17 protein-coding genes are annotated in these 14,919 nt (G+C 52.6%); 12 read left to right on the forward strand and 5 right to left on the reverse strand.

What is annotated here, in order from left to right; genetic code table 11:
- Positions 1 to 85 precede the first annotated feature (85 nt).
- From blr to gstA, 12 genes are all read left to right on the forward strand, one after another.
- Positions 86 to 211, forward strand: a complete 126-nt coding sequence (gene blr, locus JQ822_RS07345; protein ID WP_213132990.1) for a division septum protein Blr — start codon at positions 86 to 88, stop codon at positions 209 to 211.
- Between the two features lie 286 nt (positions 212 to 497).
- Positions 498 to 713, forward strand: a complete 216-nt coding sequence (gene ydgT / locus JQ822_RS07350; RefSeq protein ID WP_135321732.1) for a transcription modulator YdgT — start codon at positions 498 to 500, stop codon at positions 711 to 713.
- A 91-nt stretch (positions 714 to 804) separates the two neighbouring features.
- A complete protein-coding gene (locus JQ822_RS07355; protein ID WP_135321731.1) occupies positions 805 to 1,242 on the forward strand; it encodes a DUF2569 domain-containing protein in 438 nt (145 codons plus the stop codon).
- Positions 1,243 to 1,318: 76 nt separating this feature from the next.
- Positions 1,319 to 1,900 (forward strand): electron transport complex subunit RsxA, encoded by a 582-nt coding sequence (rsxA, locus tag JQ822_RS07360; RefSeq protein WP_005121199.1) that lies wholly within the window; start codon positions 1,319 to 1,321, stop codon positions 1,898 to 1,900.
- Positions 1,900 to 2,478 (forward strand): electron transport complex subunit RsxB, encoded by a 579-nt coding sequence (rsxB, locus tag JQ822_RS07365; protein ID WP_213132895.1) that lies wholly within the window; start codon positions 1,900 to 1,902, stop codon positions 2,476 to 2,478. The genes rsxA and rsxB overlap by 1 nt, the downstream gene beginning before the upstream one ends.
- Entirely contained in the window at positions 2,471 to 4,399 is a 1,929-nt protein-coding gene (gene rsxC, locus JQ822_RS07370) for an electron transport complex subunit RsxC (protein WP_213132896.1), read from the forward strand. Before rsxB ends, rsxC begins: the two co-directional genes overlap by 8 nt.
- Complete coding sequence (gene rsxD, locus JQ822_RS07375; RefSeq protein ID WP_213132897.1) at positions 4,400 to 5,452, forward strand: electron transport complex subunit RsxD; 1,053 nt, start codon at positions 4,400 to 4,402, stop codon at positions 5,450 to 5,452.
- A 9-nt stretch (positions 5,453 to 5,461) separates the two neighbouring features.
- Positions 5,462 to 6,082 (forward strand): electron transport complex subunit RsxG, encoded by a 621-nt coding sequence (rsxG, locus tag JQ822_RS07380; protein ID WP_213132898.1) that lies wholly within the window; start codon positions 5,462 to 5,464, stop codon positions 6,080 to 6,082.
- Positions 6,083 to 6,085: 3 nt separating this feature from the next.
- Positions 6,086 to 6,781 carry an electron transport complex subunit E gene (locus tag JQ822_RS07385; RefSeq protein ID WP_213132899.1) on the forward strand — a complete coding sequence of 232 codons (696 nt, stop codon included), beginning with the start codon at positions 6,086 to 6,088 and terminating at the stop codon, positions 6,779 to 6,781.
- Entirely contained in the window at positions 6,778 to 7,413 is a 636-nt protein-coding gene (nth, locus tag JQ822_RS07390) for an endonuclease III (RefSeq protein ID WP_213132900.1), read from the forward strand. The genes JQ822_RS07385 and nth overlap by 4 nt, the downstream gene beginning before the upstream one ends.
- A gap of 613 nt (positions 7,414 to 8,026) precedes the next feature.
- Complete coding sequence (dtpA, locus tag JQ822_RS07395) at positions 8,027 to 9,532, forward strand: dipeptide/tripeptide permease DtpA (protein WP_213132901.1); 1,506 nt, start codon at positions 8,027 to 8,029, stop codon at positions 9,530 to 9,532.
- Positions 9,533 to 9,636: 104 nt separating this feature from the next.
- Entirely contained in the window at positions 9,637 to 10,242 is a 606-nt protein-coding gene (gene gstA, locus JQ822_RS07400) for a glutathione transferase GstA (protein ID WP_213132902.1), read from the forward strand.
- 85 nt (positions 10,243 to 10,327) lie between these two features.
- Here gstA and pdxY read toward each other — a convergent pair whose 3' ends face one another.
- The 5 genes from pdxY to anmK form a co-directional block, all read right to left on the reverse strand.
- Positions 10,328 to 11,188, reverse strand: coding sequence for a pyridoxal kinase PdxY (gene pdxY, locus JQ822_RS07405; protein ID WP_213132903.1), 861 nt, complete (start codon positions 11,186 to 11,188; stop codon positions 10,328 to 10,330).
- Positions 11,189 to 11,244: 56 nt separating this feature from the next.
- The gene (tyrS, locus tag JQ822_RS07410) at positions 11,245 to 12,519 is read right to left on the reverse strand and encodes a tyrosine--tRNA ligase (RefSeq protein WP_213132904.1); all 1,275 of its coding nucleotides are present in this window, start codon (positions 12,517 to 12,519) and stop codon (positions 11,245 to 11,247) included.
- A 126-nt stretch (positions 12,520 to 12,645) separates the two neighbouring features.
- Positions 12,646 to 13,302 (reverse strand): pyridoxamine 5'-phosphate oxidase, encoded by a 657-nt coding sequence (gene pdxH / locus JQ822_RS07415; protein ID WP_213132905.1) that lies wholly within the window; start codon positions 13,300 to 13,302, stop codon positions 12,646 to 12,648.
- 60 nt (positions 13,303 to 13,362) lie between these two features.
- A complete protein-coding gene (gene mliC / locus JQ822_RS07420) occupies positions 13,363 to 13,686 on the reverse strand; it encodes a C-type lysozyme inhibitor (RefSeq protein WP_096757145.1) in 324 nt (107 codons plus the stop codon).
- A gap of 93 nt (positions 13,687 to 13,779) precedes the next feature.
- Positions 13,780 to 14,901: an anhydro-N-acetylmuramic acid kinase gene (gene anmK / locus JQ822_RS07425; protein ID WP_213132906.1), complete on the reverse strand. Its 1,122-nt coding sequence runs from the start codon at positions 14,899 to 14,901 to the stop codon at positions 13,780 to 13,782.
- Positions 14,902 to 14,919 lie beyond the last annotated feature (18 nt).

Consider the following 14,919-nt stretch of genomic DNA (forward strand, 5'->3'; position numbering starts at 1 on the left):
TCCCAATGCTCTTGCCGTCTTACTTATTGATAAGTAACATTTGCCCCCTGTGTTTAAGGATAAATCAAAGCAAATGTCGTCAGTAATGAATCGTCTTATTGAGTTAACAGGTTGGATTGTTCTCACGGTCTCCGTCATCCTTTTAGGTATTGCCACCCATATTGACAACTACCAGCCACCGGAACCGACGGCTGCGGTGCAGAAGAAATAACCAATAGCCTTCTTTTTTAACCCAGCAGTCATGCTGGGTTAGGCTGTAAAAGCGTCATTTCTGTCAAAAAAAGCGAATTATGCTGTACCTCACTTAGGCGCTTATTGCCTGCGATTGCGAAGCGCGTTACCCTTTCCACGGGTGCTCATCGTGCCTGCGTGTCTATCAGTACAAACACTCTTATTTTTATCTTTGCACATCGATGCGCTTTTACCTGTGCAACCTTGTTTATTTTTTAATATTCACTACTCCGTTGGTGTTATTTTCTTAATATGGATCTCCTTATATGACTGTTCAGGATTACTTATTAAAATTCCGCAAAATTAGTTCACTCGAAAGCCTGGAAAAACTGTTCGATCACCTTAACTACACGCTCACCGACGATCGCGACATAATCAATATGTATCGCGCAGCGGATCACCGCCGTGCGGAGCTTATCTCCGGCGGGCGCCTGTTCGACATCGGCGAGGTGCCTAAATCCGTCTGGCATTATGTGCAATAAATAAGAAAGTAGCGCTCATCGTTAAAAGCTTTATAATAATCGCCCCAAAATGAATGGCATGATTGTTCGCGCGCGTAACCCTGGAGAAGAGATGACGACACCGGCACAACGTATCGGAGGCTGGCTACTTGGGCCACTGGCCTGGCTGTTAGTGGCGTTGTTGAGCGCTTCACTGGCAATGTTGCTGTATGTGACTGCGCTGGCCACGCCGCAGACATTCAAAACGCTCGGCGAACAAAGTACCGCTAATTTGCTCTTATGGGGCGTTTCCTTTATTACCGCTATCGCCATGTGGTACTACACGCTGTGGCTGACGATCGCGTTTTTCAAACGCAGAACCTGTGTGCCTAAGCACTATATTCTATGGCTGCTGATCTCCGTATTACTGGCGATTAAAGCGTTTGCATTCTCACCTGTACCGGATGCCTTTGCCGTACGCCAGCTTTTGTTCCCGTTGTTAGCTGCGGCGCTACTGGTGCCCTACTTCAAGCGTTCGCAACGCGTGAAAACGACGTTTGTGAACCCGTAATAACCCTACAGTTAACCTGTTGTCGCCTGTTGAAGATTGACAGATAATAGGCGGCTTTTTTATTTCAGGCCGAAAAATGACTGATTACCTGCTGCTGTTTGTCGGAACTGTACTGGTCAATAACTTTGTACTGGTCAAGTTTCTGGGCCTTTGCCCCTTTATGGGCGTTTCCAAAAAACTGGAAACCGCGATGGGCATGGGCCTCGCTACGACCTTTGTAATGACGCTGGCATCGATTTGCGCATGGCTGATTGACACCTGGATCCTCATCCCGCTCGATCTCATCTATCTGCGCACGCTGGCCTTTATCTTAGTCATCGCTGTGGTCGTACAATTTACCGAGATGGTGGTGCGTAAAACGAGTCCTGCGCTGTATCGCCTTCTGGGGATTTTCTTACCGTTGATCACCACAAACTGTGCGGTATTGGGCGTTGCGTTGTTAAATATCAACCTCGGCCATAACTTTTTACAGTCGGCACTGTACGGTTTTTCCGCCGCCGTGGGCTTCTCGCTGGTGATGGTATTGTTCGCCGCCATTCGCGAACGCCTCGCCGTGGCAGATGTTCCGGCTCCTTTTCGCGGTAATGCGATTGCGCTGATTACCGCCGGTTTAATGTCATTGGCCTTTATGGGCTTTAGTGGTTTGGTGAAGCTGTAATGAATGCTATCTGGATTGCCGTTGCCGCAGTGAGTCTGCTGGGTCTGGCGTTCGGCGCTATTTTAGGTTATGCCTCCCGGCGCTTTGCCGTTGAGGACGATCCGGTCGTAGAAAAAATCGATGAAATTCTCCCGCAAAGCCAGTGCGGACAGTGCGGTTATCCCGGCTGTCGCCCGTACGCAGAAGCGATAGGTTGTCAGGGCGAAAAAATCAACCGTTGCGCCCCTGGCGGTGAAGCGGTGATGTTAAAAATTGCTACCCTGTTGAACGTCGACCCGCAGCCCATTGATGGCGATGAACAAGACGTCACGCCGGTGCGTATGCTGGCGGTCATTGATGAAGACAATTGTATTGGCTGCACCAAGTGTATTCAGGCCTGCCCGGTTGATGCCATCGTCGGCGCAACGCGCGCTATGCACACGGTCATGAGCGATCTCTGTACCGGATGTAACCTGTGCGTTGATCCCTGCCCGACCCAGTGTATTGAATTACGCCCGGTTGCCGAAACGCCTGATAGCTGGAAGTGGGATTTGAACACCATCCCCGTGCGCATCATTCCCGTGGAACAACATGTTTAAGCTATTCTCTGCATTCAGAAAAAACAAAATTTGGGACTTCGAAGGCGGTATTCACCCGCCCGAGATGAAGACCCAGTCGAACGGCACGCCGCTGCGACAAGTACCGTTACCACCGCGCTTTGTTATTCCGCTTAAACAGCATATTGGTGCGGAGGGTGAACTGTGCGTAAACGTTGGTGACCGCGTCCTGCGTGGCCAGGCACTGACGCGCGGGCGCGGCAAAATGTTGCCGGTGCATGCGCCTACCTCCGGCACTATTGCAGCTATTGCACCGCACTCCACCGCGCATCCTTCAGCATTAGCCGAACTCAGCGTCATCATTGATGCAGATGGCGAAGATCGCTGGATTGAGCGTGACGGCTGGGCTGACTATCGCGCTCACAGCCGGGAAGAACTCATTGCCCGTATTCATCAGTACGGCGTTGCCGGGTTAGGCGGCGCAGGTTTTCCCACCGGTGTCAAACTGCAGGGTGGCGGAGATAAAATTGAAACGCTGATCATCAACGCCGCTGAATGTGAACCCTACATTACTGCTGACGACCGCCTGATGCAGGATTGCGCCGCCCAGGTAGTGGAAGGTATCCGCATCCTGGCCCACATTTTACAACCGCGTGAGATTCTGCTGGGAATTGAAGATAACAAACCGCAGGCCATTTCCATGCTGCGTGCGGTGCTGGCGGACTCACACGATATCAGCCTGCGCGTTATCCCGACCAAATACCCTTCCGGCGGGGCGAAGCAACTGACACAAATTCTAACCGGGAAACAGGTCCCACACGGTGGGCGCTCCTCGGATATCGGCGTCCTGATGCAAAACGTCGGTACGGCCTATGCGGTCAAACGCGCCGTGATTGACGGGGAGCCGATCACCGAACGCGTCGTGACGCTGACCGGCGAAGCCGTCAGCCGCCCGGGCAACGTCTGGGCGCGATTAGGCACGCCTGTACGCCACCTGCTTGATGACGCAGGTTTTTGCCCTTCCGCTGAGCAAATGGTGATCATGGGCGGCCCGCTGATGGGCTTCACCCTTCCCTGGCTTGATGTTCCGGTCGTGAAGATAACCAACTGCCTTCTGGCACCGTCTGCCAGTGAAATGGGCGAACCGCAGGAAGAAAAAGGCTGCATTCGCTGTAGTGCCTGCGCCGATGCCTGCCCGGCCGATCTTCTGCCTCAGCAGCTTTACTGGTTTAGTAAAGGCCAGCAGCACGACAAAGCAACCAGCCATAATATCGCTGACTGCATTGAATGCGGTGCCTGCGCCTGGGTATGCCCCAGCAATATTCCGCTGGTGCAGTATTTCCGCCAGGAAAAAGCCGAGATCTATGCCATAAGCCAGGAAGAAAAACGCGCCGCAGAAGCTAAAGCGCGATTTGAGGCCAGACAGGCGCGCCTGGAGCGCGAAAAAGCCGCACGTCTTGAGCGCCATAAAAGCGCCGCTGTCCAGCCTGCCGCGAAAGACAACGATGCCATTGCTGCCGCACTGGCCCGCGTGAAAGAAAAACAGGCGCAGGCGTTGCAGCCGGTTGTCATCCAGGCGGGTGAGAAACCGGATAATAGCGCCGTCATTGCCGCCCGTGAGGCGCGTAAAGCGCAGGCACGAGCCAAGCAGGCGGAACGTTCGCCAAATGCCGAGAGCAACATGGACGCCGATCCGCGCAAAGCCGCAGTAGAAGCCGCTATTGCCCGCGCCAAAGCGCGTAAGCTTGAGCAGCAGTCCGTCGCCGAGACGGCTGAACCGGTCGATCCGCGCAAAGCCGCGGTAGAAGCCGCTATTGCCCGCGCCAAAGCACGTAAGCTTGAGCAGCAGGCCGTCGCCGAGACGGCTGAACCGGTCGATCCGCGCAAAGCCGCCGTTGCGGCCGCTATTGCACGCGCTCAGGCTAAAAAAGCCGCCCAGCAGCAGGTTGTTAACGAGGAATAAATGGTATTCAGAATCGCAAGCTCTCCTTATACCCATAACCAACGCCAGACATCGCGTATTATGATGCTGGTGTTAATTGCTGCGTTACCGGGGATTGCCGCTCAGCTTTGGTTCTTTGGCTGGGGAACATTGGTACAGATTATCCTCGCCTCCATCAGCGCAATTGCCGCTGAAGCAGGCGTATTGAAACTGCGTAAGCAGCCGGTTGTTGCTATTTTAAAAGACAACTCTGCGCTGCTTACCGGGTTACTGCTTGCCGTCAGCCTTCCGCCTCTGGCACCCTGGTGGATGGTGGTATTGGGCACCGTATTTGCCGTTATCATTGCTAAACAGCTGTATGGCGGCCTCGGGCAGAACCCGTTTAACCCGGCGATGATTGGCTATGTGGTCCTGCTTATTTCCTTCCCGGTGCAGATGACCAGTTGGCTCCCTCCACATGAAATAGCGGCCACGGTGCCAGGTTTTATTGACGCCCTGAACGTCATCTTTAGCGGGCATACTGCCAGCGGCGGTGATATGAACACCTTGCGGATGGGCATCGACGGCATTAGCCAGGCGACTCCGCTTGATACGTTCAAGACATCGTTACATGCAGGACACTCGGTTGAACAGGTTATGCAGTACCCTATTTACAGTGGGATGCTCGCAGGTGCAGGTTGGCAGTGGGTAAATCTGGCCTGGCTGGCAGGTGGTGTGATCCTGTTGTGGAAAAACGCTATTCGCTGGCATATTCCGGTGAGTTTCCTGCTGTCGCTCGCCGTCTGTGCGACGTTAGGCTGGTTTTTCTCGCCGGACACGCTGGCTTCGCCACAGTTGCATTTGCTCTCTGGCGCAACCATGCTCGGCGCATTCTTCATTCTTACCGATCCCGTTACCGCATCAACAACCAACCGTGGTCGCCTGATTTTTGGCGCGCTTGCTGGTCTGTTGGTATGGCTGATTCGCAGTTTTGGTGGGTATCCGGATGGCGTGGCCTTTGCCGTATTGCTGGCAAATATCACGGTTCCCCTGATTGATTATTACACCCGCCCTCGCGTGTACGGACATCGCTAAGGACAACATATGCTGAAAACGATTCGTAAACACGGTATCACTCTGGCACTGTTTGCCGCCGGCTCTACGGGGTTAACGGCGGCAATCAATCAACTGACCAAGTCCACGATTGATGAGCAGGCAACGCTGCAGCAAAAAGCGCTGTTTGATCAGGTTCTGCCGAACGGCCGCTACAATAACAGCCTGCGCGACAGCTGTTATCTGGTTACTGCACCTGCATTAGGCAAAGGGACGCACCGTGTTTATATCGCCCGTCAGGATGAGCGTCCGGTCGCGGCAATTCTGGAGGCCACCGCGCCAGATGGCTACTCCGGCGCAATACAACTGCTGGTCGGTGTCGATTTTAACGGTACCGTGCTGGGTACGCGGGTCACTGAGCATCATGAAACACCGGGTCTTGGTGATAAGATTGAGCTACGTTTGTCCGACTGGGTAACTCACTTTAGCGGTAAAACGATCTCTGCTGAAAACGACCCGCGTTGGGCTGTAAAAAAAGATGGCGGCGACTTCGACCAGTTCACCGGTGCGACCATCACTCCCCGCGCGGTGGTTAATGCAGTGAAACGCGCAGGCCTGTATGCGCAAACGCTGCCTGCGCAACTTCCTCAACTTCCCGCCTGTGGAGAATAAACCATGAGCGAAATTAAAGACGTTATTGTTCAGGGACTGTGGAAAAACAACTCCGCGTTGGTACAGTTACTCGGCATGTGTCCGCTGCTTGCGGTCACCTCTACTGCCACCAATGCCCTCGGGCTGGGACTTGCCACGACGCTGGTTTTAACGCTAACCAACCTGACCATCTCCGCCCTGCGCCGCTGGACGCCGTCTGAGATTCGTATTCCAATCTACGTCATGATCATCGCTTCAGTGGTCAGTGCCGTGCAGATGCTCATCAACGCCTACGCCTTTGGCCTGTATCAGTCTCTGGGGATCTTCATCCCACTGATTGTTACCAACTGCATTGTGGTCGGCCGTGCCGAGGCTTTTGCGGCGAAAAAAGGCCCCGCACTCTCCGCTCTGGACGGTTTCTCCATTGGTATGGGGGCAACCTGTGCCATGTTTGTACTGGGTTCACTGCGCGAGATTATCGGTAACGGCACGCTGTTTGATGGTGCTGACGGCCTGCTGGGTAGCTGGGCCAAAGTACTGCGCGTTGAGATCTTCCACACTGACACGCCGTTCCTGTTAGCCATGCTGCCGCCAGGCGCGTTTATCGGGCTGGGGCTGATGCTGGCCGTGAAGTATCTTATTGACGAGAAGATGAAGAAACGTCGCGCGGAGGCTGCTGTGGCAGACACTCCGGCGGGTGAGACAGGGAATGTGTCATGAACAAAGCAAAACGGCTGGAAATACTGACGCGTCTACGCGATAACAATCCGCACCCCACCACTGAACTCAATTTTACGTCGCCGTTTGAGCTGCTGATTTCCGTGCTGCTTTCAGCACAGGCGACCGACGTCAGCGTCAATAAAGCAACGGCGAAGCTGTATCCCGTCGCCAATACCCCTGCCGCAATGCTGGAGCTCGGCGTTGAGGGCGTTAAGTCGTATATCAAAAAAATTGGTCTGTTCAACAGCAAAGCGGAAAACGTGATTAAGACCTGCCGCATTCTGCTCGAACAACATAATGGTGAGGTTCCGGAGGACAGAGCGGCACTGGAAGCACTGCCAGGAGTCGGGCGTAAAACCGCCAACGTGGTGCTGAATACCGCCTTTGGCTGGCCAACCATCGCCGTGGATACCCATATTTTTCGGGTCTGTAATCGTACACAATTCGCACCAGGAAAAAACGTCGAGCAGGTCGAAGAAAAGTTGCTGAAAGTCGTTCCCGGTGAATTTAAAGTCGACTGCCATCACTGGTTAATTCTTCATGGCCGCTACACCTGCATTGCCAGGAAGCCGCGCTGCGGCTCCTGTATCATTGAAGATCTCTGTGAATTTAAAGAGAAAGTCGACATCTGATCAGAAGGGGTAACGCCCGTTACCCTTTTTTACCATAACGATTAGTTATGCACTCCCCAGCCGTTTATCTCCCGACAATGATGCCGCGCTTAAGCACATATCTAATGTAATATTCTTGTCTATTAGCGCCTGAGCAGGTTAATCGTTTTTTTAGTAGTAGAAATTTCTATCCATACGTGAACAGGATCACATTGATAACATCATGTTAAATATTTTTATATTCATAGTTAAAATTACAATCAAATGACCTGAACCCTGCGATTCGATACAAAACATTACACTGGCTATTTTTCAGATAATGGCCTATATCACTGGATTCAACGCTTAATAGCAGAACATATCGCCAATCTGCGGTTTTCGCCCCGGTTAAACAGTGTAAAAATCTGCCATTTTTCAAATGAAGAAATTTAACGCTAGATAACATTTCGCAGCCCCGACGATTTAACCAGATGGGATATATGTAACAGAGTATTACAAACCACTTGTCTGAATGGTCAAGATAGTGAACATTACTTGCCGTTTCCCCTCCCACTATAACAATCGGACGGATGAACTTGACTCATCACGTACCTGAACACCCCCGTTGATATGGGATGTAAAAAAAGAGGTAAAAGTGTCTACTGCAAACAATAAACCAACTGAAAGCGTGAGTTTAAACGCCTTCAAACAACCAAAAGCGTTCTATCTCATTTTCTCAATTGAGCTGTGGGAACGTTTTGGCTACTACGGCCTGCAAGGGATTATGGCCGTCTACCTGGTAAAACAGCTGGGTATGTCAGAAGCGGATTCCATCACTCTTTTCTCCTCCTTTAGCGCCCTGGTTTATGGTCTGGTTGCCATCGGCGGCTGGTTAGGTGATAAAGTTCTGGGAACGAAGCGTGTCATTATGCTGGGTGCCGTTGTTCTGGCCATCGGTTATGCACTGGTTGCATGGTCCGGTCACGATGCGGGTATCGTTTATATGGGTATGGCGGCCATCGCGGTCGGTAATGGCCTGTTTAAAGCAAACCCATCTTCCCTGCTCTCCACCTGCTATGCAAAAGATGACCCGCGTCTTGATGGTGCATTTACTATGTACTACATGTCCGTCAACATCGGTTCATTCTTCTCGATGCTGGCAACGCCGTGGCTGGCAGCACGTTACGGCTGGAGCACCGCGTTCGCCCTGAGCGTCGTAGGTATGCTGATCACCGTTGTTAACTTCGCATTCTGCCAGCGCTGGGTTAAACAGTACGGTTCTAAACCTGATTTTGAGCCGATCAACTTCCGTAATCTGCTGCTGACTATTGCTGGCGTAGTGGTGTTGATCGCTATCGCGACATGGTTACTGCACAACCAGGGTATCGCACGTATGGTCCTGGGCGTCATTGCTCTGGGTATCGTGTTTATCTTCGGTAAAGAAGCTTTCGCCATGAAGGGTGCCGCGCGTCGTAAAATGATTGTCGCCTTCATTCTGATGCTGGAAGCGATTATCTTCTTCGTACTGTACAGCCAGATGCCGACGTCACTGAACTTCTTTGCGATTCGTAACGTTGAACACTCTATTCTGGGTATCGCGTTCGAACCTGAGCAGTACCAGGCGCTGAACCCGTTCTGGATCATCATCGGTAGCCCAATTCTTGCCGCTATCTATAACAAGATGGGTGACACTCTGCCGATGCCAACCAAGTTCGCTATTGGTATGGTGCTGTGTTCCGGTGCGTTCCTGATCCTGCCGCTGGGTGCAAAATTTGCGACTGACGCGGGCATCGTTTCTGTTAACTGGCTGATCATCTGCTATGGCCTGCAGAGTATCGGTGAACTGATGATCTCCGGCCTGGGTCTGGCAATGGTGGCACAGCTGGTTCCACAGCGTCTGATGGGCTTCATCATGGGTAGCTGGTTCCTGACCACTGCCGGTGCCAACATCATCGGTGGTTACGTGGCTAACATGATGGCGGTCCCAGAGAACGTGACTGACCCGCTGATGTCCCTGGAAGTCTACGGCCGTGTGTTCCTGCAGATTGGTGTTGCAACGGCGGTTATCGCTGTTCTGATGCTGCTGACTGCGCCGAAACTGAACCGTATGACTCAGGACGACGAAGTAAGCGAGAAAGCCTCTAAGGCCGCGACAGCGTAATTCTCAGGGAAACTTATTTTCAGGCCGCTAACTGATGTTAGCGGCTTTTTTTTTGCCTGAGGTAGCACTACCATACGATATACCTCAGCCAAAAGGAGTTACCGATGAAACTGTTCTACAAACCGGGCGCTTGTTCTCTCGCTTCCCACATCACGCTGCGTGAAAGCGGTAAAGATTTCACCCTGGATGGTGTTGATCTGATGAAGAAACGTCTGGAAAACGGCGATGATTTTTTCGCGGTAAACCCAAAAGGACAAGTTCCTGCTCTACTGCTGGACGACGGTACGCTACTGACCGAAGGCGTGGCCATCATGCAATATCTGGCCGACACGGTGCCAGACCGCCAACTCCTCGCCCCCACCAGCAGCCTCTCACGCTATAAAACGCTGGAGTGGCTTAACTTTATTGCGACAGAACTGCATAAAGGCTTTACGCCATTGTTCCGTCCCGATACACCGGATGAGTACAAACCGACCGTACGCGCGCTGCTGGAGAAAAAAATGCAGTATGTAAACGAGTCACTGAAGGACAATCCATGGATCTGTGGTCAGCGCTTTTCCATTGCGGATGCCTATCTGTTTACCGTGCTACGTTGGGCGTATGCCGTAAAATTGAATATGGAAGGATTAAGCCATATCGAGGCTTATATGACACGCATGGCTGAGCGTCCAGCGGTGGCCGCTGCGCTTAAAGCGGAAGGGTTGAAGTAACTATTGTTGTCGGGTGGCGCTAACGCTTACCCGACCTACAGCCAAATGTAGGCCCGATAAGCGTAAGCGCCATCGGGCAATTCACTCAGAGCAGCGTGGCGCTGAAATAGTGTTCGGGTTTAGCAATACGATCCTGCGCGGCAACCACCTGCAGTTCATACTCATGCATCTCTTTGGTGGCAATCATAATCTCGTACACTGCCGCCGTCACATGTTCAAGTGCTTGCTGCACCGTCGCGCCCTGTAACAGTTTCACCAGCAGCAAACCGCTGGTCACGTCACCGACGCCGACAGGTTGACGCGTGCCAAAATCAACTAACGGACGGCTGATATGCCATGCCTGCTCAGCGGTGACCAGCAGCATCTCGAAACGGTCGGGGCTCATCCCCGCACGGGCAAGATGCTTCACCAGCACGACTTCTGGCCCCTGGGCAATCAGTTCACGCGCCGCTAACACCGCCTCATTGACGTTGTTCACCGCATGTTCACAGAGAATCTCAAGCTCGACCAAATTAGGTGCGATAACATCGCTGGCCGGTAATGCATGGCACACGTGGAACTCGGCGACACCCGGCGCCACGATACAGCCTTTTTCCGGATGCCCCATTACAGGATCGCAGAAATACTTTGCCTGAGGATTAGCAGCCTTCACCTGGCGGACAATCCCCAAAATATGTTCGCCCTGCTCTGCAGAACCGAGGTATCCACTCAGTACCGCATCACACGTCTTGAGTTTGTCGATATCGGCAATACCCTGGACGATGTCTGTGAGGTGGCTGGGCGGCATCACGCAGCCTGTCCATTTGCCATATTGCGTGTGGTTGGAAAACTGAACGGTATTAAGAGGCCATACGTTAGCACCAAGACGGCGCATCGGAAATTCTGCTGCACTATTGCCCGCATGACCAAAAACAACGTGGGACTGGATGGCGAGGATATTTTTCATTTTTTTTACCCGAACAAAAATAAGGGAGTGATTTCTCACTCCCATTACTTAACGCATTATTTCCAACAAATTAGACAATAGTTCTTTTTGCCACGGCGCAATAAGGTGTAACGACCGAACAAAATATCACTGTCCTGGAAGAAATATTCCGGATCAGACTGCTTCTCGCCGTTGATGGTCACCGCATTCGACGCGATGGTCTTACGCGCCTGGCCGCGAGACGGTTGCAGCTCGGAATCAACCAGCGCCTGCATCAGATCGGCACCTTTGTCCATTTCAATCATCGGTACGCCATCTTGCGCGAGCTGTTCGAAATCTGCTTCGCTGAGATCGTTCAAGTTACCGTTGAACAGGCTTTCGGTAATGCGTTTCGCCGCCACCAGACCTTCTTCACCGTGAACCAGACGCGTAACCTGCTCCGCCAGAACATACTGGGCACGTGGTGCTTTACCGCTGTTCTTGTCTTCTTCTTCCAGCGCATTGATCTCTTCAATATCCATGAAAGTGAAGAATTTAAGGAAGCGATAGACGTCAGCATCGGCGGTGTTAATCCAGAACTGGTAGAACTTGTACGGACTGGTTTTCTTCGGATCCAACCAGACTGCGCCGCCTTCCGTTTTACCGAATTTAGTCCCGTCTGCTTTGGTGATCAGCGGAACCGTCAGGCCGAACACCTGGTTCTGGTGCAAACGGCGGGTCAGATCGATACCGGAGGTAATGTTACCCCACTGATCAGAGCCCCCAATTTGCAACGCCACGCCGTGCAGTTTGTTCAGGCAGGCGAAGTCGTACCCTTGCAGCAGGTTGTAAGAAAACTCGGTAAAGGAGATCCCCTGATCGTCACGGTTCAGACGCTGCTTCACCGCTTCTTTGTTGATCATCTGGTTCACAGAGAAATGCTTGCCGATATCACGCAGGAAAGTCAGTACGTTCATACCGCCAAACCAGTCGTAGTTGTTCGCAGCAATTGCAGAGTTGTCGCCACAGTCGAAATCGAGGAACGGCGCAACCTGTTTGCGGATTTTATCCACCCACTGCTGCACGGTATCTTCGGTATTCAGTTTACGCTCGGCGGCTTTAAAGCTCGGGTCACCAATCAGACCGGTTGCACCACCTACCAGTGCGACAGGCTTGTGGCCCGCCTGCTGGAAGCGTTTCAGGCATAACAATGGAACCAGATGCCCCAAATGCAAGCTGTCAGCGGTAGGATCGAAGCCGCAATAGAGCGCGATCGGGCCTTGCGCCAGTCGCTCTGCTAACGCTTCCTCGTCCGTCACCTGGGCCACCAGCCCCCGCTCTTGCAATTGTTTAATCAAGTTACTGCTTGCCATCAAAATCTCCATGTATAAAACGACTGCACCTTTGCCGGTACACGACTTTTCGCCTGATGCGAAAGAGACATAGAATAAAGCGCCGGATTGTTCAGTACCAGCGCTTAAAACAAGAATTTTGCATCTTTAGGGTGCCAGACGATCGATTTTCCACGTGTTATCTTCACGCTGGTATAAAAAACGATCGTGTAAGCGGTTTTCGCCGCCCTGCCAGAACTCCATTTGCTCAATGCTCACACGAAAGCCCCCCCAGAAACTCGGCAACGGAACTTCCCCTTGCTGAAACTTCTGCTTCAGTTCAAGAAATTTACTTTCAAGAATACCGCGCGCGGAGATACGACTGGACTGTTTTGATACCCAGGCGCCAATCTGGCTGTCACGAGGACGACTGTGGAAATACTTCACCACTTCGAGCGTGGAAAGACGTTCGGCCTTGCCGATAACCATCACCTGCCGTTCCAGCGTATGCCAGGGGAACAGCAGGCTAATGCGAGGATTGTGCTCAATCTGGTGCGCCTTACGGCTGCCCATGTTGGTATAAAACACCAACCCCTTGTCATCATAATGTTTGAGCAGCACGATGCGCTGGTACGGCTGACCGTTCTCATCAACGGTGGCGACGACCATGGCGGTAGGATCGGCGAGTTTGGCGTCACAGGCTTGCCCCAGCCAGCGCTCAAAAAGCGCAAGCGGCTCGGCGGGAAGATCGCGGCGGCGAAGACCGCCTTTCGTGTATTCACGGCGCAGATGCGCGATTTGCTGCAATTCGTCGTTATCAGACATGATGTTTGGGCTACGGATTGTCAGTGGGTGGCGCTATTGTGCGCCGCCCAGGTGAAAATCTCAACGCTTCGGGTTCTGTAACTGACAGTTATTTAACACAACTCTGTCACGTTTGTAGACCGTCGCGCTGTCTCCTTTAGACCAGAAGACGTAGATGCCATCGGTGTACCGTGCGCCCGATGCCGATACACCCTGTTTAAGATTTACTAACTGGTTATCATAAACAAAGCTCGCCGTTTGTTGGGTATTATTCAATTTCACGGTCAGCGGTTTTTCGTCACAACGGTATTCGAGGGTATCCGTTTGCATACGCTCGACAAATTGGTTGTAGACACTACAACCGGTAAGCAGTACCGGCAAACATACCAATAACAGTTTTTTCATAGCCCTATCCTGAAGACATTCCTGGTCCCGGAGGGTGATAACACCCTCCCTAACATCCCTAGTTTACCGGCATTGTCGCCAGGATAATTTCAGTTAACTCTGAGTTCGCGGATTTGCAGGGAAAATAGCGCCTAAAACGCTGGGCTCTGCCGCACCGGTTACTGAGGGTAAATTGCCCGGCAATCCCGCCAAAGTTCGCCACGCCAGCCAGGCAAAGGCTAGCGCTTCCATATCATCACCGCTAATGCCAGCCTCATCGGTAGAGGTGACCTCTGTACCCGGCAACAATGCCGCCAGGCGCATCATCAACAACGGATTACGGCTTCCTCCGCCACACACCATCAACCGCTCGCAACCGCCGCTTAACAAAACCTGCTCGGATATGGTCACGGCCGTGAGTTCGGCAAGCGTCGCCTGCACATCGCGTGGTGCCATCCCCGGAAACTGCGCCAGATGACGTTCTATCCAGCCGTAATTAAAGTACTCGCGACCAGTGCTTTTGGGTGCCGGTGCAGAAAAATAGGGATCGCTCAGCATACTTTGCAACAAAGGAAGAATCACCGTTCCTTCGCAGGCCCACTGCGCGTCTTTGTCGTAGGGTTGTCCACATTGCCGCCAGATCCAGGCGTCCATCAGCATATTACCCGGTCCGGTGTCGTATCCCCGTACCGGCTGCTTTGGAATCAGCAAAGACAAATTAGCAATACCGCCGATATTCAACACCATTCGACGCTCCGTTGGATGCGCCAGCAGCGCCTGATGGAAAGCCGGAACTAACGGCGCTCCCTGCCCGCCCAGCGCCATATCACGCCGGCGAAAATCACCAACGACGGTAATTCCGGTACGCGCCACGATCTGGTTGTTGTCACCAATTTGCAGCGTATGCGGCGCGCTGCCCGTCGGCTCATGCCAGACGGTTTGACCATGGCAGCCTATCGCGACGATATCCTGCGGCTTTAATTTTTGCTGCGCCAGCAGCGCATTTACCGCCTCGGCAAACAGACGGCCCAATTGCGTGTCCAGTTGACCATACTGCGACAGCGTGAGCTGCTGCCCTTGACAGATATCGAGGATGGCCTGTTTCAAATGGATGGGGATGGGCAAGGTCAGACTCGCCTGCTGCGCGACCATCGTTTCATCTATTGCCGCCAGCACAACATCAACACCATCAAGGCTGGTTCCAGACATAACACCGATAAAACGGCCCGATTTCATACGTCATCCTTTTAGACA

The organism is Citrobacter sp. FP75 (genome assembly GCF_018342065.1).
Classification (GTDB): domain Bacteria; phylum Pseudomonadota; class Gammaproteobacteria; order Enterobacterales; family Enterobacteriaceae; genus Citrobacter.

Excerpts from the sequence above, each read along its gene's own strand:
- blr (WP_213132990.1), top strand. The coding sequence starts at position 86 with ATGAATCGTCTTATTGAGTTAACAGGTTGGATTGTTCTCACGGTCTCC.
- ydgT (WP_135321732.1), top strand. The coding sequence starts at position 498 with ATGACTGTTCAGGATTACTTATTAAAATTCCGCAAAATTAGTTCACTC.
- JQ822_RS07355 (WP_135321731.1), top strand. The coding sequence starts at position 805 with ATGACGACACCGGCACAACGTATCGGAGGCTGGCTACTTGGGCCACTG.
- rsxA (WP_005121199.1), top strand. The coding sequence starts at position 1,319 with ATGACTGATTACCTGCTGCTGTTTGTCGGAACTGTACTGGTCAATAAC.
- rsxB (WP_213132895.1), top strand. The coding sequence starts at position 1,900 with ATGAATGCTATCTGGATTGCCGTTGCCGCAGTGAGTCTGCTGGGTCTG.
- rsxC (WP_213132896.1), top strand. The coding sequence starts at position 2,471 with ATGTTTAAGCTATTCTCTGCATTCAGAAAAAACAAAATTTGGGACTTC.
- rsxD (WP_213132897.1), top strand. The coding sequence starts at position 4,400 with ATGGTATTCAGAATCGCAAGCTCTCCTTATACCCATAACCAACGCCAG.
- rsxG (WP_213132898.1), top strand. The coding sequence starts at position 5,462 with ATGCTGAAAACGATTCGTAAACACGGTATCACTCTGGCACTGTTTGCC.
- JQ822_RS07385 (WP_213132899.1), top strand. The coding sequence starts at position 6,086 with ATGAGCGAAATTAAAGACGTTATTGTTCAGGGACTGTGGAAAAACAAC.
- nth (WP_213132900.1), top strand. The coding sequence starts at position 6,778 with ATGAACAAAGCAAAACGGCTGGAAATACTGACGCGTCTACGCGATAAC.
- gstA (WP_213132902.1), top strand. The coding sequence starts at position 9,637 with ATGAAACTGTTCTACAAACCGGGCGCTTGTTCTCTCGCTTCCCACATC.
- pdxY (WP_213132903.1), bottom strand. The coding sequence starts at position 11,188 with ATGAAAAATATCCTCGCCATCCAGTCCCACGTTGTTTTTGGTCATGCG.
- tyrS (WP_213132904.1), bottom strand. The coding sequence starts at position 12,519 with ATGGCAAGCAGTAACTTGATTAAACAATTGCAAGAGCGGGGGCTGGTG.
- pdxH (WP_213132905.1), bottom strand. The coding sequence starts at position 13,302 with ATGTCTGATAACGACGAATTGCAGCAAATCGCGCATCTGCGCCGTGAA.
- mliC (WP_096757145.1), bottom strand. The coding sequence starts at position 13,686 with ATGAAAAAACTGTTATTGGTATGTTTGCCGGTACTGCTTACCGGTTGT.
- anmK (WP_213132906.1), bottom strand. The coding sequence starts at position 14,901 with ATGAAATCGGGCCGTTTTATCGGTGTTATGTCTGGAACCAGCCTTGAT.